The organism is Kribbella sp. NPDC003505 (genome assembly GCF_040610875.1).
Taxonomy (GTDB): Bacteria; Actinomycetota; Actinomycetes; order Propionibacteriales; family Kribbellaceae; genus Kribbella.
Genome location: NZ_JBEXNA010000013.1, coordinates 21998 through 46515, shown reverse-complemented (window position 1 = coordinate 46515; position 24518 = coordinate 21998). Strand labels below are relative to the sequence as shown.

At 68.7% G+C, this 24518-nt stretch carries 23 protein-coding genes; 11 read left to right on the top strand and 12 right to left on the bottom strand.

The features are described 5' to 3' along the window. Positions 1–40 precede the first annotated feature (40 nt). A complete protein-coding gene (locus tag ABZX12_RS34780; RefSeq protein WP_355475853.1) occupies positions 41–370 on the bottom strand; it encodes an STAS domain-containing protein in 330 nt (109 codons plus the stop codon). 193 nt (positions 371–563) lie between these two features. Here ABZX12_RS34780 and ABZX12_RS34775 point away from each other — a divergent pair, with 193 nt between their 5' ends. The 8 genes from ABZX12_RS34775 (at position 564) to ABZX12_RS34740 (ending at position 10537) form a co-directional block, all read left to right on the top strand. Beyond that, positions 564–2873, top strand: coding sequence for a DEAD/DEAH box helicase (locus ABZX12_RS34775; protein ID WP_355699686.1), 2310 nt, complete (start codon positions 564–566; stop codon positions 2871–2873). 37 nt (positions 2874–2910) lie between these two features. Then, the gene (locus ABZX12_RS34770) at positions 2911–3321 is read left to right on the top strand and encodes a hypothetical protein (protein WP_355699685.1); all 411 of its coding nucleotides are present in this window, start codon (positions 2911–2913) and stop codon (positions 3319–3321) included. A 318-nt stretch (positions 3322–3639) separates the two neighbouring features. Further along, on the top strand, positions 3640–4407 hold the full coding sequence (locus ABZX12_RS34765; RefSeq protein WP_355699684.1) for a hypothetical protein: 768 nt from the start codon (positions 3640–3642) through the stop codon (positions 4405–4407). A gap of 549 nt (positions 4408–4956) precedes the next feature. Beyond that, complete coding sequence (locus ABZX12_RS34760) at positions 4957–6384, top strand: extracellular solute-binding protein (RefSeq protein WP_355699683.1); 1428 nt, start codon at positions 4957–4959, stop codon at positions 6382–6384. After that, positions 6384–7340 (top strand): sugar ABC transporter permease, encoded by a 957-nt coding sequence (locus tag ABZX12_RS34755; protein WP_355699682.1) that lies wholly within the window; start codon positions 6384–6386, stop codon positions 7338–7340. Before ABZX12_RS34760 ends, ABZX12_RS34755 begins: the two co-directional genes overlap by 1 nt. Then, positions 7337–8158, top strand: coding sequence for a carbohydrate ABC transporter permease (locus tag ABZX12_RS34750; RefSeq protein WP_355474981.1), 822 nt, complete (start codon positions 7337–7339; stop codon positions 8156–8158). The genes ABZX12_RS34755 and ABZX12_RS34750 overlap by 4 nt, the downstream gene beginning before the upstream one ends. After that, positions 8158–9249, top strand: coding sequence for an ABC transporter ATP-binding protein (locus tag ABZX12_RS34745; RefSeq protein WP_355699681.1), 1092 nt, complete (start codon positions 8158–8160; stop codon positions 9247–9249). The genes ABZX12_RS34750 and ABZX12_RS34745 overlap by 1 nt, the downstream gene beginning before the upstream one ends. A gap of 40 nt (positions 9250–9289) precedes the next feature. Next, positions 9290–10537: a CehA/McbA family metallohydrolase gene (locus ABZX12_RS34740; protein WP_355699680.1), complete on the top strand. Its 1248-nt coding sequence runs from the start codon at positions 9290–9292 to the stop codon at positions 10535–10537. A gap of 982 nt (positions 10538–11519) precedes the next feature. Here ABZX12_RS34740 and ABZX12_RS34735 read toward each other — a convergent pair. The 4 genes from ABZX12_RS34735 to ABZX12_RS34720 all read right to left on the bottom strand — a co-directional run bounded on the left by ABZX12_RS34735 (position 11520) and on the right by ABZX12_RS34720 (position 13516). After that, positions 11520–11966 (bottom strand): NYN domain-containing protein, encoded by a 447-nt coding sequence (locus ABZX12_RS34735; RefSeq protein ID WP_355699679.1) that lies wholly within the window; start codon positions 11964–11966, stop codon positions 11520–11522. A 10-nt stretch (positions 11967–11976) separates the two neighbouring features. Next, positions 11977–12597, bottom strand: a complete 621-nt coding sequence (locus ABZX12_RS34730; protein WP_355699678.1) for a response regulator transcription factor — start codon at positions 12595–12597, stop codon at positions 11977–11979. Between the two features lie 185 nt (positions 12598–12782). Then, complete coding sequence (locus ABZX12_RS34725; RefSeq protein WP_355699677.1) at positions 12783–13187, bottom strand: flp pilus-assembly TadE/G-like family protein; 405 nt, start codon at positions 13185–13187, stop codon at positions 12783–12785. Beyond that, positions 13184–13516 carry a TadE family type IV pilus minor pilin gene (locus ABZX12_RS34720; protein ID WP_355699676.1) on the bottom strand — a complete coding sequence of 111 codons (333 nt, stop codon included), beginning with the start codon at positions 13514–13516 and terminating at the stop codon, positions 13184–13186. Before ABZX12_RS34720 ends, ABZX12_RS34725 begins: the two co-directional genes overlap by 4 nt. A 297-nt stretch (positions 13517–13813) precedes the next feature. Here ABZX12_RS34720 and ABZX12_RS34715 point away from each other — a divergent pair, with 297 nt between their 5' ends. Next, the gene (locus ABZX12_RS34715) at positions 13814–14254 is read left to right on the top strand and encodes a hypothetical protein (protein WP_355699675.1); all 441 of its coding nucleotides are present in this window, start codon (positions 13814–13816) and stop codon (positions 14252–14254) included. Between the two features lie 227 nt (positions 14255–14481). Here ABZX12_RS34715 and ABZX12_RS34710 read toward each other — a convergent pair whose 3' ends face one another. The 5 genes from ABZX12_RS34710 to ssd form a co-directional block, all read right to left on the bottom strand. Continuing rightward, a complete protein-coding gene (locus ABZX12_RS34710; protein WP_355699674.1) occupies positions 14482–14883 on the bottom strand; it encodes a DUF4244 domain-containing protein in 402 nt (133 codons plus the stop codon). A 116-nt stretch (positions 14884–14999) separates the two neighbouring features. Then, positions 15000–15716 (bottom strand): type II secretion system F family protein, encoded by a 717-nt coding sequence (locus ABZX12_RS34705; RefSeq protein ID WP_355699673.1) that lies wholly within the window; start codon positions 15714–15716, stop codon positions 15000–15002. 130 nt (positions 15717–15846) lie between these two features. Beyond that, the gene (locus tag ABZX12_RS34700; RefSeq protein WP_355699672.1) at positions 15847–16515 is read right to left on the bottom strand and encodes a type II secretion system F family protein; all 669 of its coding nucleotides are present in this window, start codon (positions 16513–16515) and stop codon (positions 15847–15849) included. A gap of 230 nt (positions 16516–16745) precedes the next feature. After that, positions 16746–18098: a TadA family conjugal transfer-associated ATPase gene (locus ABZX12_RS34695; protein WP_355699671.1), complete on the bottom strand. Its 1353-nt coding sequence runs from the start codon at positions 18096–18098 to the stop codon at positions 16746–16748. Continuing rightward, the gene (ssd, locus tag ABZX12_RS34690; protein ID WP_355699670.1) at positions 18095–19189 is read right to left on the bottom strand and encodes a septum site-determining protein Ssd; all 1095 of its coding nucleotides are present in this window, start codon (positions 19187–19189) and stop codon (positions 18095–18097) included. Before ssd ends, ABZX12_RS34695 begins: the two co-directional genes overlap by 4 nt. Before the next feature lie 203 nt (positions 19190–19392). On the opposite strand from ssd, the gene ABZX12_RS34685 reads away from it, so the two are divergent. Then, positions 19393–21132, top strand: a complete 1740-nt coding sequence (locus ABZX12_RS34685) for a glycosyl hydrolase family 18 protein (RefSeq protein WP_355699669.1) — start codon at positions 19393–19395, stop codon at positions 21130–21132. Positions 21133–21160: 28 nt separating this feature from the next. Then, a complete protein-coding gene (locus ABZX12_RS34680) occupies positions 21161–22702 on the top strand; it encodes a cellulose binding domain-containing protein (protein ID WP_355699668.1) in 1542 nt (513 codons plus the stop codon). Between the two features lie 32 nt (positions 22703–22734). On the opposite strand, the gene ABZX12_RS34675 is transcribed toward ABZX12_RS34680, so the two are convergent. After that, positions 22735–23508, bottom strand: coding sequence for a hypothetical protein (locus ABZX12_RS34675; RefSeq protein ID WP_355699667.1), 774 nt, complete (start codon positions 23506–23508; stop codon positions 22735–22737). Positions 23509–23587: 79 nt separating this feature from the next. Continuing rightward, on the bottom strand, positions 23588–24475 hold the full coding sequence (locus ABZX12_RS34670; RefSeq protein WP_355699666.1) for a LysR family transcriptional regulator: 888 nt from the start codon (positions 24473–24475) through the stop codon (positions 23588–23590). Positions 24476–24518: the final 43 nt, after the last annotated feature.

Genomic DNA, 24518 nt, shown 5'->3' with positions numbered 1-24518 from the left:
CAATCACCGAAAGTAGCGTGGCGGACACCGTTTCGCTTCATCAGATCGCCGAGGCGACGTCCGGGTGGATGTCGAAGACCTTGGTCAGGCCGGTGATCCGGAAGATCTTCAGCAGCCGCTCCTGGGTGCAGACCAGGGACAGGGATCCGTCGTGGGTGCGCACCCGCTTCAGGCCGCCGACGAGGACACCGAGACCGGTGGAGTCCAGGAACTCCACGCGTTCCAGGTCGATGACGATGTCGTAGACGCCTTCTTCGACGAGCGTGGCGATCTTCTCCCTGAGCTTCGGTGCGGTGTAGACGTCGATCTCCCCCGCAACCTCGATGACGGTTCGCCCGCCCTCGGCGCGCGCGGTCAGCGACAGATCCACTTCGGCCTCCGATCCCATGAACTGCTGCATTCAACCATGTACGGACCGTGAGAAGACCCGTTGCCGAAAACTCTTTCATCTCGCCCACCCGAAGTCGATTCCCCTCCGGAAAAAGCCACGTGCATCCGCGCGTGCATTCTCAGCGGACTCTCAGCGGCAAGCCCTTGTCCGTGCAGGGCACTACGCTCACCGTATGCGTGCAGGTGGTGAGGCGGCTGCCGTCCTGAAGCGCCTGGCCGCCGGTCGTGACGACCGGTTGACGCATGTCGAGGCGGTGCCGCCACGGCCGGGACAAACGTGTGATTGGCCGCGGTGGGTGCCGTCCGAGGTGCTCGACCAGTTGCGGGACGCCGGCATCGCGGCCCCTTGGACCCATCAGGTCGCGACCGCCGAGGCGGCGTATTCGGGCAGGCACGTCGTCGTGGCGACCGGGACGGCATCCGGCAAGTCGCTCGGGTACCTGCTGCCGGCCTTCGCCACGTTGAGCATCGCGCAGGCCGCGTCGCCACACCGTCGTACGGCGTCGGTGCTCTACCTGTCTCCGACCAAGGCGCTCGCCCACGACCAGTTGCGCGCGGTCTCGGCGTACACCGTGCCGGGTCTGCGGGCCACGACGCTGGACGGCGACTCGGAGCGGACCGAGCGGGACTGGGCGCGCGACCACGCGACGTACGTGCTCAGCAACCCGGACATGCTGCACCGGTCGGTCCTGCCGAACCATCAACGCTGGGCGCGGTTCCTGGGCTGCCTGCAGTACGTCGTGGTCGACGAGTGTCACCACTACCGCGGCGTCTTCGGTGCGCACGTCGCCGGCGTACTGCGGCGGCTGCGGCGGGTTTGCGCGCAGTACGGCGCCAATCCGATCTTCGTCTGCGCCTCGGCGACAGTGGCCGAGCCGGCGCTGTCAGGTGAGCGCCTGACCGGGCTGCCGATGGTGGAGGTGGTCGAGGACGGCTCTCCACGCGGCGGCATCGCCTTCGGTCTCTGGGAGCCGCCACTGACCGCCCTGCACGGCGAGAACGGCGCACCGGTACGACGGTCCGCCACAGCCGAGGTGGCCGACCTGCTGACCGACCTGGTGGTCACGGGTGTCCGCACGGTCGCGTTCGTCCGCTCGCGCCGTGGAGCCGAGACGGTGGCGATGACAGCCCGGGAGAACCTGGCTGAGGTCGACCCGGCGCTGACGGAACAGGTGTCGGCGTACCGGGCCGGGTATCTGCCAGAGGAGCGGCGGCGGCTCGAGGGCATGTTGCAGAGCGGCGAGCTCACCGGCGTCGCGGCGACCAATGCTCTCGAGTTGGGCATCGACATCGCGGGACTGGATGCCGTGCTGCTGTCAGGCTGGCCCGGCACTCGCGCCTCGCTGTGGCAGCAGGCCGGTCGCGCCGGGCGCGCCGGCGGGGACGCGCTGGCACTCCTGATCGCGCGGGACGACCCACTGGACACCTACCTGGTGCGCCACCCGGGCGCCATCTTCGGCCGCCCCGTCGAAGCCACCGTGTTCAACCCGGAGAACCCGTACGTGCTCGGACCCCAACTGTGCGCCGCCGCCCAGGAGCTACCGCTGACGCCCGACGATTTCGAGACCTTCGGCGAGACGACAGCGCAGGTGATCGCGCAACTCGTACGGCAGGGTGCGCTGCGGGAGCGCCCGCACGGGTGGTTCTGGACGCGCCGGGAGCGCGCCGTCGACGCCATCGACATCCGGTCCGCCGGCGGCAAGACGGTGCAGATCGTCGAGGACCGGACCGGTCGCCTGCTCGGCACGGTCGACGGCGGCTCCGCGCATGCGTCGGTGCACGAGGGCGCCGTCTACGTGCACGCGGGCGAGTCGTACCTGGTGCGATCGCTGGACCTCGAGGAGCACGCCGCGGTCGTCGAGCCCGCCTCGCCCGACTACACGACCTTCGCGCGGGACGTGACCGAGATCAGCATCCTCGCGACCGAGGAGACGTGCACCTGGGGGACGGCGGAGTTGTCGCGCGGCTGGGTCCAGGTGACGAGTCAGGTCATCTCGTACCAGCGCAAGCTGATCGCGACCGGCGACGTACTCGACGAGCAGCCGCTGGACCTGCCCGAGCGCACCCTGCGAACCAAGGCGGTGTGGTGGACGATGCCCGACTCCGCCGTCGAGGCGCTCGGGCTGGCGGACGTACCGGGCGCGGCCCACGCGGCCGAGCACGCGTCGATCGGGCTCCTCCCGCTGTTCGCGACCTGCGACCGCTGGGACATCGGCGGCGTCTCCACCGCCCGGCACGCCGACACCGGCCGGTTGACGGTCTTCGTGTACGACGGTCACCCCGGTGGCGCCGGATTCGCCGAGCACGGGTACGCCGCGGCGCGCGAGTGGTTGACCGCGACACGCGAGGCGATTGCACACTGTGAATGTACGGACGGATGCCCTTCGTGCGTACAGTCGCCCAAGTGTGGGAACCAGAACAACCCACTCGACAAGAGCGGCGCGGTGGCGCTGCTCTCCGCATTACTGAGCAGTGAGGCCTGACGAGTCCGGCGGTCTCCGGACGGAGAGGCAGCGTGTCATGGTCGTCCTCGGAGTTGTTCTGATCGTTCTGGCCGTGCTGTTCGGCCTGGGTGTCTCGGTGTCGTCCACCGCCTCGACGACGATGGAGGTGTTCGGCGTCGACTTCGGCGTCTCGGTGCCGACGATCTTCTTCCTCGGTGCGGTGGCCGGTGCCGCGCTGATCGCGGGCCTGTGGCTGACGAAGAAGGGACTCGGTCGCGGCTGGCGGCGCCGCAAGGAGATGCGCGAGCTGCGCGCCCAGGCGGCGAGCACGCCGAGTAACACCGTCGGCGGAGAGATCACGGAAAGTGACGCCGCTGCCGATGTCCCGCCGCGCCTCGAGGGTTCGCCGGAGGCGCCCGCCGACGAGCGCCTGGCGACCGAGCAGGAGCTCGCGCCGGACCCCAGGGACACCAAGCAGCCGCACTGACAACTCTGTTGCCTACGGCATCTTCCAACGCGGTGCGCTCCCGGAATCGCAGCGGATTGCCGTAAGATCTCGAACAGCTCACAACGGCGGAACAGCGGCCTCGCATCCCGATGTAAATGCCTTGCGCAACGACGTCTGCCTGGCAGTTAGTTGCCATTGACATCAAGTTTCGCGAGATCGGCATAACCTCCCCGGTCACACCTGTGCCTTACTTGTTGTGGCGTCAACGTCGCGCTGAGTCACTGCCGGCGTTCCGGCTCGCGCCACGGGGTCCCGACGACCTGACGCCAAGCGATGGCACGACCTCTGGAGGTTGTCTTGATCATCCGAAAGCTGTTCAGTCGCACCGGCGTGGTGGTGCTCGCGGTCAGCGTGGCGATCGCCACCGCCGTACCGGCCCAGGCCGCGAACCCGGCACCCCGTGGTTCGACGGCACCCGGCGTCACCGTGGGCGTGGCACAACAGATCGCCACCCGCTCCGACACCCGCTACTGCCTGACGTTCGTCGCGGCCGACAAGGTCCCGATGGCGGTCATGATGGCGTGTGCGCCGGGCAAGGAGGGCAAGACCCAGGAGTGGATCTACACCGAGTCCGGCCAACTGCAGGTCGCGATGAGCAAGAGCGTCGGTGGCGCCCTTGCCGCGACCGGAGCCTGCCTGGACAGCGGTGCGGACCTGGCCAAGGTTCCGGCGTCCGCTCCACTACTGGTCCTGCCCTGCCGTGACGGCGACGGCCAGAAGTGGAACTACGACGAGGACACCGGGACGTTCGCGAACGCCGCCAGTGGGCTCGCCCTGACGTCGCTGCTTGGCAAGGGGAAGGCCAAGCAGGCGCAGCCGACCGGCACGATGAGCGCCGCGGGCACGCCGATCCAGGCCTGGAGCGGCCTTCCGGTGCCGAGCCTGGACATCCTGGGCGCGGTGCTGGCACTCGTGAACGCGCTGCTGGCGTCGCTGGGCCTTGCCCTGCCGCTGCCGATCGCGGGTGCGGCCGCCAGCCTGCTGTCGCTGCTCAGGCCGCAGGTCCCGATCCCGGCCCAGATGACGGTGCTGCCGAAGCAGATGATGCAACTGGCCCAGAGCTGAGCCGAGGAGGACACCAGCCACCAGCCAACGAGAGGACGGCCGGCCCCGACATAGTCGGGGCCGGCCGTTTCTCTCTCCTTGTCTCTTGTGCCGTCGCTCTCGGTCGGCCAGGCGGTGCTCGGGGATGAGTTCCGGGGATGCCCGCTGCTTGCGCGTCAGCGGGAGCCCGGCGTCGTCACCGCGCGGCCGCGGTCACGACGAGAGTCACCACCAGCACCAGCAGTGGCAGAGCAGGTCGTCGACAAGGCAAGCGACTCCATGAAGCAGTCTCACGTGTTTCACCTCCGATCCGCTGAAGCGATCGGCAAGAACAGTAGCTCCACTGATCACCCTCTGTATCTAGACAACTACGTGTTGCCACACAACCTTGAGCATCCTTTAACTGTTCCGCAACGACCGCCACGGGATCCCGACTTGACAGTTCGCGGTTGGTTGCCTGTAGCCCCTGACAACGTTCGCCTCCGGGTTGGGAAAAAGTCTTCACATAGTCGCCGGAGAGTGCCAATGTTTGACCGGCACGCTGCTGGACCACTTCTGCTAGGAGCCCTGATGCGATCTCTCTCGCGGTTGACCACCGCCGGCGTCCTCGGCGCCGCGGCCCTCGCCCTGCTCACCGGATGCCTCGGCTCGTCCGACTCCGGCAGCGGCGACCAAGACGCGAACCGGAACGCCGACGCCAAGAAGGTCGAGCTGACCTTCGGTTCGAACTCGGTCAAGGGCGGAAAGAGCAGCGCCGGCGCGACCTTCGTCGAGGACGTGCTGATCCCGAAGTTCGTCGCCGACCAGAAGGGCAAGGGCGTCGAGGTCACGGTCAAGTTCCAGGGCGACGGCTCCGACGACGAGGTCTACAAGCAGAAGCTGTCGCTCGACCTGTCGAACAAGGCCGGGCCGGACCTGTTCCAGATCGACGGCATCTGGGTCGGCGAGTTCGCCCAGGCGAACTACATCAAGCCGCTCACCGACACCGTCGGCGACGCCGCCAACGTGGACGACTGGGACGGCTGGAAGCAGATCCCGGAGTCGGTCCAAGCGCTCGGCAGCTACAACGGCCAGCGGTACGGCGTCCCCGGCGGCACCGACGGCCGCGTGCTGTACTTCAACAAGAAGCTGTTCCAGCAGGCCGGGCTGCCCGCTGACTGGCAGCCGAAGTCCTGGGACGACATCATCTCCGCAGGTCAGGCGCTGAAGAAGATCGCCGGTGTGACGCCGATCCAGATCAACGCCGGGACCGCGATGGGCGAGGCAACCACCATGCAGGGCGTGCTGCCGCTGCTGGTGGGCACCGGCGCGACCGTGAACTCCGACGGCAAGTGGCTGGGCGACACCCCGAAGCTGCGCCAGATGCTGGACTTCTACCGCAAGATCTACAGCACAGGGCTCGGTGACCCGGTGCTGCAGCGCGAGGCCAAGGGCCGGGACAAGTCCTTCGCCGAGTTCGCCGCGAACAAGATCGGCATCCTGCTGGAGGGCGACTACTTCTGGCGCAGCGTGGTGGAGCCCAAGGCGGGCGTCGCCAAGATGGCCGACCGCGACACGGCCGTCGGCTACGCCCTGATCCCGGCCGCTCTGCCGGGTGCAGGCGTGAAGGGACAGGACTTCGTCTCGATGTCGGGCGGCGGCGCGACGGTGATCAACCCGAACACCAAGTTTCCGCAGCAGGCCTGGGAGTTCCTGCAGTTCATGAACTCCGCCGACATGGTGAAGGCCTCGCTCGACGGCGCCGCCAAGATCACTCAGCGCAGCGACGTCAACAGCGAGGTCCTCGCCAGTGACCCGATGCTGAGCTTCGTCGCCGAGAAGGTCCTCCCGCTCACGCAGTACCGCCCCGGACTGGCGGAGTACCCGAAGGTCTCGGCCGCGCTGCAGCAGGCCACGGCCGACGTCGTCGGCGGCAAGTCGACGGACGCGGCCGCTCGGGCCTACCAGAAGGCCGTCGAGACTGCGGCCGGCGGCAAGGACAAGGTCGCCGGCAACTGATGGCTTCCGCTTCCGCACCTCCGGTGCCCGCCGAGCCGGTGCCGGGACGTGGATCGGGCCGTCGATCAGGCGGTGGCCGGGGACCCGCGCGCGACGTCGCGGGCCTCGGCGTCGGCCGGGCGCTCGGCTTCGTCGCGCCCGCAATGCTGCTGATCGGCGCGTTCCTGATCTTCCCCGCGCTATGGACCATCTACATCGGCATCACGAACTACCGGCTGACCGGCGTCGAGGCCGTGTCGCCGTCGATCGTGGGCTTGTCGAACTACACGAAGGCGTTGAACGACGCCCTGTTCCACAACGCGTTGTGGCTGACGCTGCTGTTCGTGCTCGGCTCCGCGATCATCGGGCAGAACGTGCTCGGCTTCACGCTCGCGTGGGTGATGCGCCGCACGCGTCCCGCCGTACGCCGGACCGTCGAGGCGTTCGTCCTGCTCGCATGGATCCTGCCGTCGACCGTGGTCGCGTACCTGTGGGTCGCGTTCTACGACCGCGACGGCGGCACTCTGAACAGCCTGCTGGGCACGCCGGGGACCGCGTGGCTGATCGACTACCCGATGGCATGCCTGGTGGTCTTCAACACGTGGCGAGGTACGGCGTTCTCGATGATGCTCTATTCGTCGGCGCTGCAGGCCGTGCCGCCGTCGCAACTGGAATCGGCGCGGATGGTCGGAGCGTCGGGCTGGCAGACGCTGCGGGACGTGGTGTTCCCGCACATCCGCGGGCACGTGCTGACCAACACGCTGCTGATCTCGCTGTGGACGGCGAACGACTTCTCGCCGTTCCTGCTCACGAAGGGCGGACCGAATCACGAGTCGGAGACCGTGCCGGTCTACATCTACAACGTGGCGTTGCAGGGCGGTGAGCTCGGGTATTCGTCGGCCATCTCGTTCCTGTTGCTGATCGCGAACCTGCTGGTCTCACTGGTCTATCTGCGGCTGTTGCGGAGGCGCTCGTGACGACGTCTTTTGTGCTGCGCCGGATCGGCTTCTACGTCCTGATCTGCGCGATCACGCTGTTCTTCGCCGTACCCATGCTGTGGATCGCGTCGGCACCGTTCGACGCGTCGCCGGGTCTCGGCGTGCACTGGCCGGACTGGACACTGGAGAACGTCCGGAAAACGCTGGACCACCCGTACGCGATGCACTCGATGGTCAACTCGTTGCTGATCTGCGTGACGACCGCCGTCGCGGTGACCGCGTTCGCGGCGCTGGCGTCGTACGCGCTGTCCCGGGTCCGCATCCCGGGGCGCGACGCCCTGCTGTACGGGTTGCTGCTGCTGTCGTCGGTCGTCACCGGGACGGCGGCGATGGTGCCGATCTTCGTGATGATGTTCCAGCTCGGACTGATCGACTCCCGGTTCGGTGTCGCGCTGGTGATGACCGGCGGGCTGTTGCCGGCGGCGATCTTCATCCTGAAGGACTTCGTCGACGCGGTGCCGAAGTCGTACGAGGAGTCGGCGCGGGTCTTCGGTGCGTCGACCGGCCAGATCCTGCGCGACGTCGTCCTCCCGGTCGCACGCCCCGGGCTGGCGACCATCATGGTGTGGGCGTTCGTCAACTCCTGGGGCAACTTCCTGGTGCCCTTCCTACTCATCCGGTCGATCGACAAGCAGCCTGGTGCGGTGCTGATGCAGACCCTCACCGACGAAGGCGGCAGCGTGAACTTGCAGGTACTGCCGGTGTTCTCGCTGCTGTTCTCGATCCCGGTCGTCGTGCTGTACCTGCTGGTGAACTCGCGTTACGGGTTCCGTTTCCACGGAGGGATCAAGAGCTGATGGCGGGCATCGACATCGAAGGCCTCGCGACCGTCTACCCGAACGGCGTCCGCGCCGTGGACGGGCTGGACCTGCACGTGGCCGACGGCGAGTTCTTCGCCCTCCTCGGCCCGTCCGGTTGCGGGAAGACCACGCTGCTGCGGACGATCGCCGGCCTGGAGACCGCGACCGAGGGCACGGTGCGGATCGACGCTGCGGACGTGACTCGTACGGAGCCCGGCAAGCGCGGTGTGGCGATGGTGTTCCAGGACTACGCGCTCTTTCCGCACATGAGCGTGTCCGAGAACATCACCTATCCCTTGAAGGTCCGCCGGGTCGCCGCGGCCACGCGCGCCGATGTCGCGTCGCGGACCGCGGGCGAGCTGTCGCTGGACGGGCTCCTCGAGCGCAAGCCCGGGCAGCTGTCCGGCGGTCAGCAGCAGCGCGTCGCGCTGGCCCGCGCGATCGCGTCCGAAGGCAAGGTCCTGCTGCTCGACGAGCCGCTGTCGAACCTCGACGCGCGGCTCCGGCTCGAGGCGCGGACGTTCCTGAAGAAGCTCCAGCGCGACCTCGGCATCACCACGGTCTTCGTCACCCACGACCAGGCCGAAGCGCTGGCGCTCGCCGACCGCATCGCCGTCATGGAGTCAGGCAAGCTCCGGCAGCTCGGATCGCCTCGTGAGGTCTTCGCCCGTCCCGCCAACACCTTCGTGGCGAACTTCATCGGGTCGACGCCGATGAACCTGCTCCCGGGCAAGGTGCTCGGCGACGGCACCGTGTCGGTGGCCGGCGGATCGTTGCCTGCGGCCACCTCGTCCACTCCGACGGATGCCGAGGTCACGGTCGGCATCCGGCCCGAGTACCTGACGCTGGCCACCGGCGACGTCAGTGGGCCCGCACTCCGCGGCGAGGTCGTCGTCGCCGAGAACCTCGGCACCCAGTCACTCGTCACCGTCGACTGTGCCGGCACCCTCATCGGCGTGACGGTCCCGGAAGAGACCGAGCCGGCTCCCGGCGCGCCCGTCGCGCTGACCGCGCCGGCTTCTCGTGTCCTGCTCTACACGCAGGACACCGGCGAACTCCTGGCCGCCGAGCCGGCCGCCGTCGTCTGATGCTGCCGCACAGCTCGTTCGAAAGCAGGGAGATCACCTGATGGCCGTCACGTCGTACCGCCGGCGATGGACACTCGACGACCGCGCCGAGTCGGTCTGGCATTCACTGCCCGTCGACATCCCGGCCGACTGCCCCGGCCTGCTCGTCACGCTCACGATCCCGCCGGTCGAGGGTGCCGTCATCGACATCGGCTGCGAGGGCGCGGCCGGCTGGCGAGGCTGGTCCGGCGGTGCCCGCACCACTTTCGCGATCACACCGTCGGCCGCCACTCCGGGCTACGTTCCGGGCGAGCTCGAAGCAGGCACCTGGTGGGTCGTCCTCGGCCTGCACCGAGTGCCGGTCGAAGGCGTCGAACTCCTCGTCGAGGCAGTCACCGGCCCGGTCGCCGCCATCCCCGGCCTCACCGAGTACGCCGACGCCTCGGCCGCGATCGCCGTACCGCCGCGACCACCGCGCCGTACGCTGCCCGCCTCGTCCGGCCTGAAATGGATCGCCGGCGACTTCCACGCGCACTCGCTGCACTCGGACGGCTCTACCCCGATCGCCAACCTTGCCGCGCTCGGTGTGTCGGCCGGACTCGACGTCCTCGCCGTCACCGACCACAACACCGTCGCCCACCACCCCGAACTCCCGTCACTCAGCAAGCGCTTCGGCATCGGCCTCATCCCCGGCCAGGAAGTCACCACCGACACCGGCCACGCCAACGCGTTCGGCGAGATCGGCCCGATCGACTTCCGCCGGCCGGCCGCCACGTGGGTCTCGGAAGTCGCCCGGCGCGGCGGTCTCCTCTCCATCAACCACCCGCTCGGCGGCGACTGCTCCTGGCGCCACCCGCTCCCCGAACACCCGCCACTCGCCGAGATCTGGCACTCGTCCTGGCTCGACCAGACCTGGGGCGGCCCTGTCGCCTGGTGGCAGGCGTGGGGCCTCGAGAACACCACCCCCATCGGCGGCAGCGACTGGCACAACCCCACGTCCCTCATGCCACCCGGCTCCCCCACCACCTGGATCGCCGTGGACGCCAACGCCGATGGCCCCGACGAACTCCCCACCGCCACCCTGCAAGCCCTAGCCGCCGGCCGCACCGCCCTCTCCTGGTCCTACACCGCCCCCGTCCTCATCCGAGCCGACGACGAACTCATCGCCCTGGACGCCCCCAACACTCTCCTCATCTCCCCCGACGGCACCCGCCACCCCGTCCCCACCCCCAGAACCCACCTCCCCGCCACCCCCGGCCCCCACCTCCTCATAACCCACACCGGCCAACTCCTCTCCACCTGCGCCTAAGCGCCACTCGCCAACTCAGACAGGTCGGCAGACGCGCGCCACACAGGCGACCGAGCAGGCTGCCCGGCGCACAGAGGTGGCACGACATCCCGGCACCAACAGCCAGACACGCGCCAGCCTCACGAGGCACACGCAGCCCCGCCACAGATGAAGATGCACCGGCCGGCACCCGCAGCTCAAGCGGCCGACGCAGACGAGCGGCACACACAGCTCGGGGAGCGACACACCCCAGTCGGCACAACCGGCCCCGCACACGCCCACCTGGAAACACCCAGCACAGCGCCGACCGACCACGTAGGTCGGGCAAAGCAGCCCGGCACATACACCCAATCCAGGCGGGTCAGCGCAGCCCGACCAGCACGGGCACGACGGCACAGATACGACGAGGCAAGCCCACACCCGCAGGACCGCGCCAGCACAAACACCCAACCCAGGTTGGTCGGCACAGCCCGACCAACGCATGTGCGACGGCACAAGTAGGACGAGACAGCCCACACCCGCAGAGCCGCGCCGGCACATACACCCAATCCAGGCGGGTCAGCGCAGCCCGACCAGCAGGGGCACGACGGCACAGATACGACGAGGCACGCCCACCCCCGCAGGACCGCGCCGACACGCGCACCCAATCCAGGCGGGTCGCATGGTCAGGCCAGCGCGGGTACGACCGCACCGGCACGACGGCAGCGCAGCCCCGCATACGTGGTGCGGCACACGCGATACGGCATACGCGGTGCCGAGCATGCGTCGCGAGAGGCGTGCAGCCGCGGGCGGCCCCGTATGCGGCGGTGATGTCAGGTCGGCGACGGGTTCGGTGCTTGCGGTGGTCGACCTGACGAATCCCGCCCGGCGAGGCCGCACAGGGCAAATCAACTTCTGCAACAGCAGCTCGGCCTGCGCCTGTCCGTGCACAGGCCGGTCTTCCACGGCGAGGTCTTGCCTTGTGTTGGGTCAGGTTGTTGCCGCACGCATGAACGAGCGTCCCCTACTCGGGTAGCGCGTCCAGCTGATCGAGGAGCCAGCGCGGACCGGTGGTGGTCGCACCGGAGGGTTCGACACATTGCCGGAGCTCGCGGTCCGCAGTGACGACGGTGACCGCCGGGTGATGCGTCTGCCCGACGACCTCCGCGGTAACGCTCACGATCGTGTCGTCACCGGCCCCCGAAGCAAGCACCACCCGAACACGACCCGTATCGGGCGCCCCCTCCCCAGACACCGCCCGGCATGCAGCCCCCTCCAACACCACGACTACGTCGGTGTCCGGCAACTCCTCCTGCAAGGCAGCGAGCCGCGTCAACAACCGCCGAGCCGCGCCGACCCGATCCCGCCACCATCCGTCCGGCCGCGACCCAACCACGTTCGCAGCATCGACCACGACAACTCGGCTCCGACCGTCATCCACCACCCCAGTCTGCCCGTCCCCGCAGACCATTGACGACCGCCTAGTCGAGAAGCCAGCCGTTTCGTTCCGCGATGTCGACGGCGTCGGATCGAGTGTGCGCACCGGTCTTGCCGATCGCCGACCAGAGTCGAGTACGGACGACACGCTCGGACACGTCGAGCTTCTGTGCCATCAGCGCGACCGATCCACCGTCTCGCGCCGCGCGAAGAGTGTCTGTCTCATCGGCGTTGAGCGGGGTCTCGGAGTAGCGGAGGCTGTCGGCCGCGAGGTTCGCGTCGACCACCCGGAGGCCCAGGTGCACCCGCCGTACCGCATCAGCCAACTGCGGCACCGGACTGCCCTTCAAGGCGAACCCTTTCGCACCGGCATCCAGCCCGCGGCGCATGTGCACCGGCCGCCCGTACGTCGTGAGCATGACGACCCGGCACTCCGGCATCGACGTACGCAACTTGGTGGTGACAGTGATGCTGTCGTTGCCCGGACCGGCCGCGTCGAGCAGCGCGACGTTCGCCCGGTGCCGTTTGGCGGCACCCACGACGTCGTCAGATCGGTTGAGCTCGGCAACGATCTCCAGATCGCGCTCACGCTCCAGACCGCTGCGAAGCAAACCTCGGCTGAGGATCTGGTCGTCAACCAGCAGCAGCCGAATCGGGTCGGGCAAACGAGCCTCCGAGGTAGCGTCCGGGCGCCGGGGAAGTACGTCCGGGAACATGAGCAGTACTCGGTTCCAGATCATGGAGCGCCGGTCCGTACGTCGTCCACATCAACGCGGCATCTCTACCAGATTGCGACCAGATCGCGATCACCGGAGAACCGGCCGCACGACGGGTGGTTGACGAGGCGACATCAGACCGGGCCGGCTCGCGCGGCCGCGCTGAGAGTTGGACGTGTTATTCGGAGGTCCAACTGCAGCGATACCTCAACAGTGACCGCGTCAGACGACACCAAGCACGCGGTCAGCTGCACCTTGTTGAGCGCAGCCGTCCGCTCTGCTGTCGCGCAAGGCGTTGCATGCGGTCCGGTGCCTGTGGGTTTCTGCTCGCCCGGATCAGCCTGACCAGTCGCATCGACGGGGTCGGAAGCATCGAGAGAATCGGCAGCGCTCAGCGCGGTCATGTCGGCCGCCGCGGTGAGTTTGTGGCGGGCGGTGGAAATGGCCGTCCAGAGGATCGCCACCGTGAGCATTGTGCAGAGGAGCACGACTGCGAACAGGGCGTGCAGCGTGGCGCTGCCTCGTTCAGAGCGGGTCATGGGGTCTCCGGCTCCGCTTGCAGGATGGCAGTTGCGGTGAGGCTCGCGGGAGAGAAGACACCGAGCAACGGCGGGGCATGCGCGGGCACGGCAGTGACTACCACTTTGACGTCTGATGCCTCGCGGGTGATGACGATCGTGCCTGTCGGAACGGTACGGTGTCCGATCGCTTTCGCCTGATCGACCGACTCGCCACGCGCGACCGCCCGGGCGACGTCGCGGGCAGCGTCGATGCATCTGATGTTCAGCACGACCAGTCCGATGGACCAGATCCCCAACAACAGAAACGAGACCAACACCGGCAGCACCAACGCCATCTCGGCCGTCACCGCTCCCCGCTCACCCCGCCGCCGCAACCCACCAGGCTTCGCCTCACCAACTGGACGAACCCTGGCCCCACCAAGCGCCGTGCCCTCTCCGCCTTCACTCCCGTCAGTGCCGTCACCGTCGCCACAGTCACCACGCTGAGCAGGCGTGGCCCCGTCAACGCGGTCGACGGTGTAGCTGAACCAAGTGACGCGATCGAACAGGACCACCCGCCTGACCCGGTCAACGCATCTGCCAACTCCCGCCCGGTCGGCGCAGCTGGCCCGGTCGCCACGGCTGACATAGTCGCCACGATCGGCGTGGTCGGCGTGGTCGGCGTGGTCGGCGTGATCGGCGTGATCGGCGTGGTCGGCGTGATCGGCGTGATCGGCGTGATCGGCGTGGTCGGCGTGATCGGCGTGATCGGCGTGATCGGCGTGGTCGGCACGGTTGGCACGATCCGTCTGGCCGGCACGATCGGCGCAGCATGCACCGTGGGCACCGTGGGCACCGTCGGCGTGGGTGGCGCCGATGACGCGGGTGGCCTGGTTGCCGCAGCCGGGATACTCGGGACGGCTAGAGCGGCAGACACGGTCGACAGGGTCGCCACGATCGGTCCGATCGGCGCGATAAGCCACCCTGGCACCATCCGCGCGGATGGGCGACGTGGCCCCGTCGGCACCTCCTGTGCCCCCTGCGCGGGTGGCGTGGGTGGCGCGGGCGACACGGGGTTCGGCAGGAGCTGGGGTAGAAGAGTCTGAGTGGTGGGGCATGAGACTCCTTGGGGTGGCGGCCGGTCGAGGAGGGGGGCATCGACCGGCCGCCGGATTGAGGGTGGAACTCGTGGGGGAGGTCGCTTGCTAGCGCTGGACGTCGCAGGTGGTTGGGCCGTATGGCGGGCTGGCTGTTGAGCGCGCGTTGCCGAGGTTGGACTAGGACGGTCCTGCTCGGTGGGTGATTTGAACGTCCGGCAGGTGGCTCGGTTGGGTCAGATGTGTACGCCTTCTACGCCGGCGATCTTCAGGCCGTAGTTGATGATGGCTTTGAGGGCGCCTTGCATCGCTGGGGATCTGAGGAGCGCGACCAGTACGCCGCCGAGGCCGCAGGCGGCGACGATGGCTACGGCGTACTCGGCTGTGATGGCACCGCGTTCTGCGTGGGGTCGGAGATGGCGGATGGGGTTGCCGTCCAGGCGTCGGATCGCCTTGGCGGGTAGTCGGCAGACCTCTTCGCGAGAGGCGCCTTCGCGGCGGGTGCGGCTGTGGACGTGATCGCCGACCCAGACGGTCGCGCTCTTCGGCGTATTGAGCTCGAGCTCTGGATCAGCTGTCAGGACCTGGGGAGAGGTGGGGTGAGGCTTGTTGCTGGTGGCTGCTGTTGCCTTAGACATTTGGGCCTCCTGCGGGTGGGCTGGGGTGCTGCGTGCAGTCGTTGGTAAAGGTGCCGTTGTTGGATGTCCTTTTTTCACGGGAGTTTTGGGTTGTGGATACGGGGTGAGTGGTGTGATCAGGGGTGGAGGAGGTACGGGATGAGGGCGTCGGCGATTGTGGGGACGATGGAGAGGAGGACGAAGGCGGGGAGGAAGCACAGGCCAAGGGGCAGGGTGGCTCGGGATTCTGCGGCTCGGGCTTGTTGGTCGGCTAGGTGGTGATGGGCGCGACGCGTTTCGTCCGCTAGGTGGTCGAGGGTTTTGGAGAGTGGGGCACCGGAGCGGAGTGAGCGGGAGATGGCTCGGGCCATGGGGGCGCAGGATGGTTCACCTCGTAGGTGGGACCAGGCGGTGGTTGGGTCCGCTCCCAATGCCAGGTGGTGGGCGATCTTTGTGAAGACGTCGGCCAGGGGGCCGGGTAGGGCTTCGGCTACGAGTGCGAGGGCTTGTTGGGGTGGACGGCCGGCTCGGAGGCAGGCGGTCAGCAGGTCGATCGCGAGGGGGAGGTCGCGGGCTATGCGGGCGTTGCGCTGTCTGGTGCTGGCAGGTTCGAGGCGGGACAGGGCTCGGGGGATGGCGTAGTACGCGATTGCGCTTGGGATTAGGCCCCAGGGGACGCCGAGGATGGTGAGGGCGGCTAAGGCCGCGCCGGCTGCGGCCAGGCGCTGGGATCGCGGGGGTTGGTGGCGGGATCGGGGGCGGGATGGGGTTAGGCGGCGGAGGTTGGGGTGGGGCGGAGTCAGGAGATAGAGGCTTATGGCAACGGCCGTTGCGGCGGCCAGGATGTGGGGCATGCGATGTCTCGAGGGAGCGGGAGTGGCCCAGGTCAGGCTCGGTGGGATTGGTGTGGGGCAGGTGGGTGGCAGGGGTGTGGGTCAAGTACGACGGGATTGGCGCGGGGTAGGTGCGTGGCAGGGGTGTGGGTCAGCGATGGGGGGTGGAGATTCGGGTGGTCCAGTGGAGGCCGGTCGTGGTTAGGGCGAGGCCTGTTAGTAGGCAGAGCCAGCCTGGTGGGGTGGTGGTCAGGAAGGTGAGCGGGTCGGCGCCCAGGAGGTAGCCGATGGTTATGCCGAAGGCCGGGAGGATGGCGAGGATTCGGGCGGTGGAGCGGGCGCCGGCGAGGCTGGATTGGGTTTGGCGGTGGATGGATTCGTCGGCGCGGAGGGAATCGGCGAGGCGTTCGGTGAGGGCGGCAAAGGCGGCGCCGGATTGTTCGGTGACGCGCCAGGCTGCGGCTAGGGCTCGGAGGCTGGAGGCGCCGGGGGTGGTGGCTGCTCGGGTGAGGGCGGTGGGGACGTCGGCGCCGAGTTTGGCTGCGGCGTGGGCGAATTCGAAGTCTGGGCTGATGGAGGCGGCGCCTTCCAGGGCGGCTATGGGTGGGCGGCCGGCTGTTAGGTCGGCGGCGAGTACGTCGAGGGCTTCGATGATGGTGGTGCGGCGGGTTGCGATGAGCTTCTGCTGTTGGTGGTGGGCGCGTTGGCTGGCTATCAGGGCCAGGATGACGGCGATCGCGAGGGTTGAGACGAGGGCTTGGGGGCCGAAGAGGGCGGTGGCCAGGGCGGTTGGTGGAGCGAGGAGCCATGCTCCGGGCAAGCGGGATCGGAGGTGGCGGCTCGGCGGTCGGAGGGCGGACGGTTCGAGGCTGGTCGGTTGGACGCCTGGCGGTTGAGCATGGGGCTGTTGGGGGTGGTGGTTCGCTCGGGTGGGTGGTCGTCGGGTGGATGGGGTGGTGCGGGTTGTCAGGCGGTGGAGGCCTGGTGGGCGGGGTGGCAGGGCGAGGGTGCAGGTGAGGAAGGCCAGGAGGGCCGCGACGAGGGCTGGGGTCATGCGGCACCGGCAGCGGGCGTAGGAACGGAGCCGGGGGCGGGCATGCTGGCTGCACCGGGTGCGGGTGTGCGAGCAGCACCAGGTGCGGGCGTGAGAGCTGTGCCGGTGGCAGGCGTGCGAGGAGGGCCGGTGGCAGGAGTGGGGGTCGGGTCGGGGGTAGGTGTGAGTGCCGAGCCGGGTGTGGGAGTGGGGGTTGGGGGTTTGGGGGTGAAGCGGTGGGATGGGGGGTGGAGGGTGAGGGTGTTGTTGGGGTGGAAGGTGACCGCGGGGTGGGTGGTCAACGGGGCGTTGGGGGGTTTCGTGAGGGTGTGGATCTCGGCGATTCGGCGGCGGCCGTTGGGAGATCGGGTTAGGTGGATTACGGCGTGCAGGGCTGAGGCTGCTTGGCTGTGGATGGCGGAGGGGGTTAAGCCCGCCAGGGCACCCAGGGCCTCCAGGCGGGCCGGGACGTCGGCGGCGGAGTTGGCGTGGATGGTGCCGCAGCCGCCTTCGTGGCCGGTGTTGAGAGCGGTCAGGAGGTCGACCACTTCGGGGCCTCGGACCTCGCCGACGACCAGGCGGTCGGGGCGCATGCGGAGGGCTTGGCGGACCAGGTCGCGGAGGGAGATCTCGCCGGTGCCTTCGATGTTGGGTGGGCGGGCTTCCAAACGGACCACGTGCGGGTGGTCGGGGCGGAGTTCGTTGGCGTCCTCGACCAAGACGAGGCGCTCGGCGGGATTCGCCAAGGACAGGAGGGAATTGAGCAGCGTGGTCTTGCCGGTGCCGGTGCCGCCGCTGATGAGGAAGGCCAAGCGAGAGTCGAGCAGGTCCTGGAGGATTGCGGCGCCTGCTTGCGGGAGGGCGCCCGCGGCCACCAGGTCGTCGAGGGTGAAGACCTTGCGTGACGGGACGCGGAGGGACAGACACGTGCCCGGCGCGGCGACCGGGGCGAGCACGGCGTGGAAGCGGGTGCCGTCGGCGAGGCGCACATCGACATACGGTGTGGAGTCGTCGAGGCGGCGGCCGGCCGCGGCGGCGAGGCGGGTGGCGAGGCGGCGGATGGCCGGCTCGTCGCCGGTGCGGATCGCGACGAACTCGAGTCCGCGGCCGCGGTCGATGTAGACCTCGTCCGGGCCGTTGACGAGGATGTCTGTCACGCCGGGCTCGGCGAGCAGGCTGTCGAGCGGCCCGGCGCCGAGGGCCTCCCGGCGGAGAGCGGTGACGACCGCGAGGACCATCGCGTCGCCGCAAACGGTGCCGTCGGCGCGGAGGGCTGCCGCGACGTGAACGGGCGTTGGCTCGGCGCCGGTGAGTGCGAGGGTGCCACGGACACGGTCGAGGAGGTCCGCAGGCACATCTGTCGTGGTCATGTGGGCACCTGCCTGGTCAGGACGGACGGATCAGGCGGAGTGAACAGCTCCAGCAGAGTGTCGGCGGCGCGAGTCAGCGGGCTTCGGGCGTGCAGCGGGAAGTGGCCGTCGTCCATCGCGGCGGGCAGGCTGCGGTCGACTCCGAGCTTGGTTGCCAAGGGCAACTCGAGGTGAGCCGCGACATCGGCGGCGGAAGGACCGGGGCGGGAGTCGCGCGCGACCACGCGGAGGTCGCCGGCGACGGCCCGGAGCGGGCCCGCGAGACGCTTGGCGGCGGCGACCGAGCGGACGTCGCAAGGAACGACCAGCAAGGTGGCGGTGGAGCGGACGAAACCTTCCTCGACGGCCGGATCCGCGCGGCGAGGCAGGTCGAGGACCACCAGGTCGGTGCTGCGCTGGGCGGCGCCGATGACCGAGCTCATCGTTTCCGCGGGCAGGACGGTGACGTCGGAACGGTCCCAGGACAGGACCGACAGGCCGTCGACCGACGGGAGTGCCGAGCGGAGCGCGGCCGCACTGATCCGGCCCGCTGCGTTCAGAAGTTTCGGCCAGCGGTCGCCCGGATCGCGCTCGATACCGAGGGCGAGCTCGATCCCGCCGCCGAGCGGATCGCCGTCGATCAGCATCGTCCGGAGCCCGCGTCGGTTGCCGAGGACGGCCACCGCGGCGGCGAGCGTCGTCGAACCTGCTCCCCCGCAGCCGCCGACGAACGCCAGGGTGACAGCGGCGCGAGTGCCACCGTCCAAGGTGTCGGACAGCTTGCCGGCCAACAGCGGCTCGTCGTCGGGCAATCGGCAGACGGCGTCGGCGCCGACGTCGAACGCGCACCGGTAGAGGTCGTCGCCGTCCGCCGTCGAGCCGACCACGACGACCCCAGGCCGGTGCGCGGGCTGGACGCGGGCCAGCGGCTCGGCCAGGTCGCGGCCGACGACGACCAGGGAGCAGGTGTGCCAACTGCGTCGCAGGCCGGGAAGGTGCGCCTCGACCATGGGCGTGACGGATGCGGCCGCGGCCAGCCGGAGCAGATCGTCGAGCAGGGTCTCGTTGGTGGTTGCCATCAGCACCGATGGGAGTGGTGGGTTCGTGTCCATACCTAGAACATGCCGTTGTCCGGCGGCTTCCGGGAACGGCACCAGATCCCTGTGGACAAAGGTTTGTCGGGTTTCCGTCAGCAGCGGGAACCCGCCACGACGAGCCCGCGACCAACCCGCCGGGAACGGTTACGGTTCCTTTCGAAGCGTCTTTAACTAAATTTCACCGGACCGCTTCCGTCCCATCGCTCCGGAGGAACCTGATGAGTCGATTACGCATGCTCGCCGCCACGGCCGCCGTCGCGGCCTCCGCCCTGATCACCGCCGCCGGCGTCTCGCTCGCGAGTCCGGACGCCACGACGGCCGACGCAGCCACCGCGGCGCCACAGGCGACCAGCGGCGGCGTCAAGACGGCGTACTTCACCCAGTGGGGGATCTACGCCAACGGCTTCTACCCGAAGAACATGGTCACCACCGGGGTCGGCGCGAAGCTCGACTTCCTGAACTACGCGTTCGCCAACATCGACCCGGTCAACCACACCTGCTTCATGGCCAACAAGGCCGCGTCGCAGGACGAGAACAATCCGAACGCCGGTGACGGCGCGGGTGACGCGTTCGCCGACTACGGCAAGTCGTACGGCGCGGACATCAGCGTCGACGGCGTCGGCGACGTGTGGAACCAGCCGATCCAGGGCAACTTCAACCAACTCAAGAAGCTCAAGGCGAAGTACCCGAACCTGAAGATCCTGATCTCGATCGGGGGCTGGACGTACTCGAAGTACTTCTCCGACGCGGCCTCCACCGACGCCAAGCGCAAGGCCTTCGTCAGCTCCTGCGTGAACATGTTCCTCAAGGGCGACCTGCCGGTCATCGACGGCTTCGGCGGTCCCGGTTCGGCGGCGGGCATCTTCGACGGCGTCGACATCGACTGGGAGTACCCGGGCTCGCCGAACGGCCACGTCGGCAACCACTACAGCCCGGCCGACAAGCAGAACTTCACGCTGCTGCTGGCCGAGTTCCGCGCGCAACTCGACGCGTACGGCGGCCAGACCGGAAAGCGGTACTACCTGACCGCCGCGACGCCGGCCGGCCAGGACAAGATCGCCACGATCGAGACGAACAAGATCGGGCAGTACCTCGACTACAACAACGTGATGACGTACGACATGCACGGCGGCTGGGAGGCCACCGGGCCGACGAACTTCCAGGACCCGCTGTACACGGCGCCGAACGATCCGAGCAACCCGATACCGCCAGGTCAGGGCAAGTACTCGATCGACTCCGCGGTGAAGGCCTGGACGACCGGCGATGCGGCGTACGGTATCCCGGGCGGGTTCCCGGCCAACAAGCTGAGCATCGGATATCCCTTCTACTACAGGGGATGGAAGGGCGTCCCGGCCACCGCGAACGGCAAGTACCAGACCGCGACCGGACCGGCCGACGGGCACGCGCTGAGCGGCAACGTGCCGGGCGTCTCGTTCTACAAGGAGCTCACGGGCTTCGTCGACAACCCCTCGGCGACGTACTTCGACGACACCACCAAGTCGTCGTGGTTCTACAGCAACGGCACGTTCTGGTCCGGTGACAACGCCCAGTCGATCAAGGCCAAGGCCGACTACCAGCACTGCAACGGGCTCGCCGGCGCGATGATGTACTCGCTCGAGGCACTCGACCCGGGTGTCACGCTCTTCAACAACGTCGTCGACGCGGTCAACGCCGACACCGCGGGCTGCTCCGGCGGACCTACGCCTACGCCTACGCCCACCCCCACGCCCACACCCACGCCGACACCCACGCCCACTCCAACCCCGACCCCCACCCCAACTCCCACGCCGACGCCGACTCCCACGCCCCCGACGGCCACCCCGTGGGCGCCGAACACGACGTACGCGACCGGTGCGCTCGTGACGTATGCCGGTGTCACCTACAAGTGCATCCAGGGCCACACGTCCCTGACCGGCTGGGAGCCGCCGAACGTCCCCGCACTCTGGGGACGGGTCTGATCACGTACCGCCCACTGATCGGAGCATCATGAAACGCATCTCTCTGGCGATCGCGGCCATCACCGCGGTAGTCATCGCCCTGCTGACCGCACAGGCAGCCAACGCGGCAGGTGTCACTGCCAGCTTCACGAAAGTGTCCGACTGGGGCACCGGCTTCGAGGGGAAGGTGACCATCACCAACGGCACCACCAGTTCGCTCAGCACCTGGACCGTCGCGCTGGACTTCCCGTCGGGCTATACCGTCAGCTCGACCTGGGACGCCAACCACACCAGTAGCGGCCAGACGCACACGTTCACTCCGCCGAGCTGGGCCGGTCCGCTAGCCCCCGGCGCGACCGTCAGCTTCGGCTTCAACGGCAGCCCAGGCAACTTCCCCGGCCTCGCCGCCTGCCGGCTGAACGGCGGCTCGTGCTCGGGTGGCGGTGGCGGTACTGTCCCGGCCGCGCCCACAGGTCTGTCCGGTACGTCGACAGCGTCGTCGGTGAGCCTGACGTGGTCGGCCGCGTCCGGCGCTACCAGCTACAGCGTCTACCGCAACGGTACGAAGGTCGGCAGCCCGACCGGTACGTCGTACACGGACTCCGGGCTGACCGCGAACACGACGTACAGCTACCAGGTCAGCGCGTCGAACAGCGCCGGTGAGGGACCGAAGAGCGGCACCATCTCGGTCAAGACCGGCACCGGCGGCGGAAACACCGGCACCAAGCAGGCCGCGCCGTACCTGTACATGGGCTGGGGCGACCCGCCGAACCCGGCGACGGTGATGAACGCGACCGGCATCAAGTGGTTCACGATGGCCTTCATCCTGTCGTCCGGCGGCTGCAACCCGGCCTGGGACGGCAGCCGCCCGCTGCAGGGCAGCGCCGACGCCAACGCGATCGCCCAGATCCGCGCCGCCGGCGGCGACATCGTGCCGTCGATCGGCGGCTGGAGCGGGAACAAGCTCGGCCCGAACTGCAGCACGCCCGAGGCGCTGGCCGGCGCGTACCAGCAGGTCATCAACGCGTACGGCCTGAAGGCGATCGACGTCGACATCGAGAACTCCGACGAGTTCGAGAGCGAGGTCGTCCAGGACCGCATCCTGAACGCGCTGAAGATCGTCAAGCAGAACAACCCCGGCATCACGACGATCCTGACCTTCGGTACGTCGACGACCGGTCCGAACTACTGGGGCAACCGCCTGATCGAGCGGTCCGCGGCGCTCGGCGCGAACATCGACATCTTCACGCTGATGCCGTTCGACTTCGGCAGCTCGAACATCTACAACGACACGGTCGGCGCGTCCCAGGGCCTGAACAACAAGCTGAAGTCCGTCTTCGGCTGGACCACCGCGCAGGCCTACGCGCACCAGGGCATCTCCGGCATGAACGGTCTGTCCGACCAGCAGGAGATGACCACCACCGCGACCTGGCAGAACATCACCAACTGGGCGAAGAGCAACGGGCTCAGCCGGCTGGCGTTCTGGTCGGTCAACCGCGACCGCGGCTGCGCCGGCGGTGGCGTGGTGTCCAACTGCAGTGGTATCGCCCAGGGTGACTGGGACTTCACCCGCATCACGGCAGGCTTCTGACCTCGAGGCTGAGTGCGGCCGGCAGGCCGCACTCAGCCGGCCTTGATCGCCTCGATGATCAGGCCGTTGCGGGCATTCTGCCCGAGGGGCACCGACGGGTGCAGACCGTCGCGGAGCAGGCGAGCCAGCCGGTTCGGGCTGGAGGCCAGGTGCTCGGCCCAGTGCACGATGCGCAGGTTGTCGTAGCGCCGCTGCGCGTCGGCGAGCTGCAGGTTGATCCAGGCGCTGTTGCGCTGGTCGGCGACCTTCACGTCCGGGCCGTGCGCGGTACGAGCCGCCTGCACGTTGACCCAGTAGACGATCCGCTCGTCACCGACGATGCTCATGGTCCGGTCGACCTGCGCCTCCACGGCCGGCGGCGTGAAGATGTCGTTGGACCCGACCGACATCAGGATCCGGTGCGGCAGGCCGTACTCCTGCGCCCAGGTGTCCAGCGCGTCGACGGCCGGCGTCACCGGCCGACCGGCCCAGTTGTGGACGGCGATCGTGATGCCGAGCTGGTTCAGCTGCCGGGCGAGCGCCGGGCCGTCCTGCACGCCGATGCTGTCGCCGAACATGAAGACGCCGTCGGTCTCCCGGGTGCGGCGGATCTGTCCTTCGTTCGAGATCGCGCGCGCCTGGCGCTCCCAGGCGCCGAGCACCCCGGAGCCGTAGGCGCCGAGTGAGAGCAGTCCGGCGGTGGCTGCCGCCGGGGAGCCCGGAGCGGCCTCCGCCGTGCCGGCGGCGACCGTCGACGCAGCCGCCGCGGTCCCGGCCGCGAACAGCAGCCGGCGACTCGGCCGGAACGAACCCAGACGCTTCCTCACGCACGTAAGGGTGCGGGGGAAAGCCCTCTCTCTGCAAGTCGACACCGAGAAAATGGAACGAAGGCTACGGAAGTCACAGTCAACTCGTCGTCACCGGACGGGCCCGTACGAACGCCCGGAATCGCTCCGCGGCAGGTGTCAACGGCGCACTCAGCCGCCACGACATCCCGATCTCCCGTCGCGACCGTACGCCGGCCAGCGGCACGGACACCGCCCCGCTGTCGTTCCCGCGCACCGCACCGGCCGGCAGGATCGCCACACCGAGCCCGGCACCGACCAGACTGTCGATCGTCGCCAGGTCGGTCGCCTCGAACGCCAACTGCGGGCTGAACCCCGCCTCACGACACAGCCGGTCGGTCACCCGCCGGAAACCGAAGCCCGGCTGCAGCCCGACGAACGCCTCGTCGCGCGCCGCCTCCAGCTCCACCCGGTGCCGGGAGGCCAGCGCATGCCCGGGCGGTACATGCAGGCAAAGCCGCTGCCGCTCGAGGAGATGCCAGCCGAAGCGTGACGGGTCCGGCCGCGGCGCAACGATCGCGATTTCCGCCTCACCCGTCTCCAGATCCTGGACGATGTCGTGCGCGGGCTCCTGCCGCAACTGGAACTCGACGCGCGGCGCCACTGCCCTGAAGGCCTTCAGCAGGTCAGGCATCAAACTGGTCGCGACCGAGTGCAGAAACGCCAGCCGCACGGTGCCGGACTCCGGATCGAGCAAAGCGTCGATCTGTCGCTTCGCCGTGTCGACCGCCGTGACTCCGGCCCGCGCGGCATCGAGCACGACGCGGCCGTACGGATTGAGCCGTACGCCGCGACGCTCTCGCTCGAACAGCGGTACGCCGAACGCCCGCTCGACCCGCTGCAGCGACCGGGACAGGTTCGGCTGACTGGTGCCCAGCGCGGCGGCCGCCTCGGTCAGGTGCTCGGTCTCCGCCAGGACGGTGAACCACCGCAGATCCTCGACATGCATACTGAAATCGTATCGATTGCTGCCGGGATCGACATTTTACGTA

What these genes read in the sequence shown, in the direction of transcription:
- ABZX12_RS34740 (WP_355699680.1), top strand. Translation starts at nt 9,290, where the DNA reads ATGGCCGTCACGTCGTACCGCCGGCGATGGACACTCGACGACCGCGCC.
- ABZX12_RS34745 (WP_355699681.1), top strand. Translation starts at nt 8,158, where the DNA reads ATGGCGGGCATCGACATCGAAGGCCTCGCGACCGTCTACCCGAACGGC.
- ABZX12_RS34680 (WP_355699668.1), top strand. Translation starts at nt 21,161, where the DNA reads ATGAAACGCATCTCTCTGGCGATCGCGGCCATCACCGCGGTAGTCATC.
- ABZX12_RS34695 (WP_355699671.1), bottom strand. Translation starts at nt 18,098, where the DNA reads ATGACCACGACAGATGTGCCTGCGGACCTCCTCGACCGTGTCCGTGGC.
- ABZX12_RS34760 (WP_355699683.1), top strand. Translation starts at nt 4,957, where the DNA reads ATGCGATCTCTCTCGCGGTTGACCACCGCCGGCGTCCTCGGCGCCGCG.
- ABZX12_RS34755 (WP_355699682.1), top strand. Translation starts at nt 6,384, where the DNA reads ATGGCTTCCGCTTCCGCACCTCCGGTGCCCGCCGAGCCGGTGCCGGGA.
- ABZX12_RS34775 (WP_355699686.1), top strand. Translation starts at nt 564, where the DNA reads ATGCGTGCAGGTGGTGAGGCGGCTGCCGTCCTGAAGCGCCTGGCCGCC.
- ABZX12_RS34770 (WP_355699685.1), top strand. Translation starts at nt 2,911, where the DNA reads ATGGTCGTCCTCGGAGTTGTTCTGATCGTTCTGGCCGTGCTGTTCGGC.
- ABZX12_RS34685 (WP_355699669.1), top strand. Translation starts at nt 19,393, where the DNA reads ATGAGTCGATTACGCATGCTCGCCGCCACGGCCGCCGTCGCGGCCTCC.
- ssd (WP_355699670.1), bottom strand. Translation starts at nt 19,189, where the DNA reads ATGGACACGAACCCACCACTCCCATCGGTGCTGATGGCAACCACCAAC.
- ABZX12_RS34725 (WP_355699677.1), bottom strand. Translation starts at nt 13,187, where the DNA reads ATGACCCGCTCTGAACGAGGCAGCGCCACGCTGCACGCCCTGTTCGCA.
- ABZX12_RS34735 (WP_355699679.1), bottom strand. Translation starts at nt 11,966, where the DNA reads ATGGTCTGCGGGGACGGGCAGACTGGGGTGGTGGATGACGGTCGGAGC.
- ABZX12_RS34705 (WP_355699673.1), bottom strand. Translation starts at nt 15,716, where the DNA reads ATGCCCCACATCCTGGCCGCCGCAACGGCCGTTGCCATAAGCCTCTAT.
- ABZX12_RS34670 (WP_355699666.1), bottom strand. Translation starts at nt 24,475, where the DNA reads ATGCATGTCGAGGATCTGCGGTGGTTCACCGTCCTGGCGGAGACCGAG.
- ABZX12_RS34710 (WP_355699674.1), bottom strand. Translation starts at nt 14,883, where the DNA reads ATGTCTAAGGCAACAGCAGCCACCAGCAACAAGCCTCACCCCACCTCT.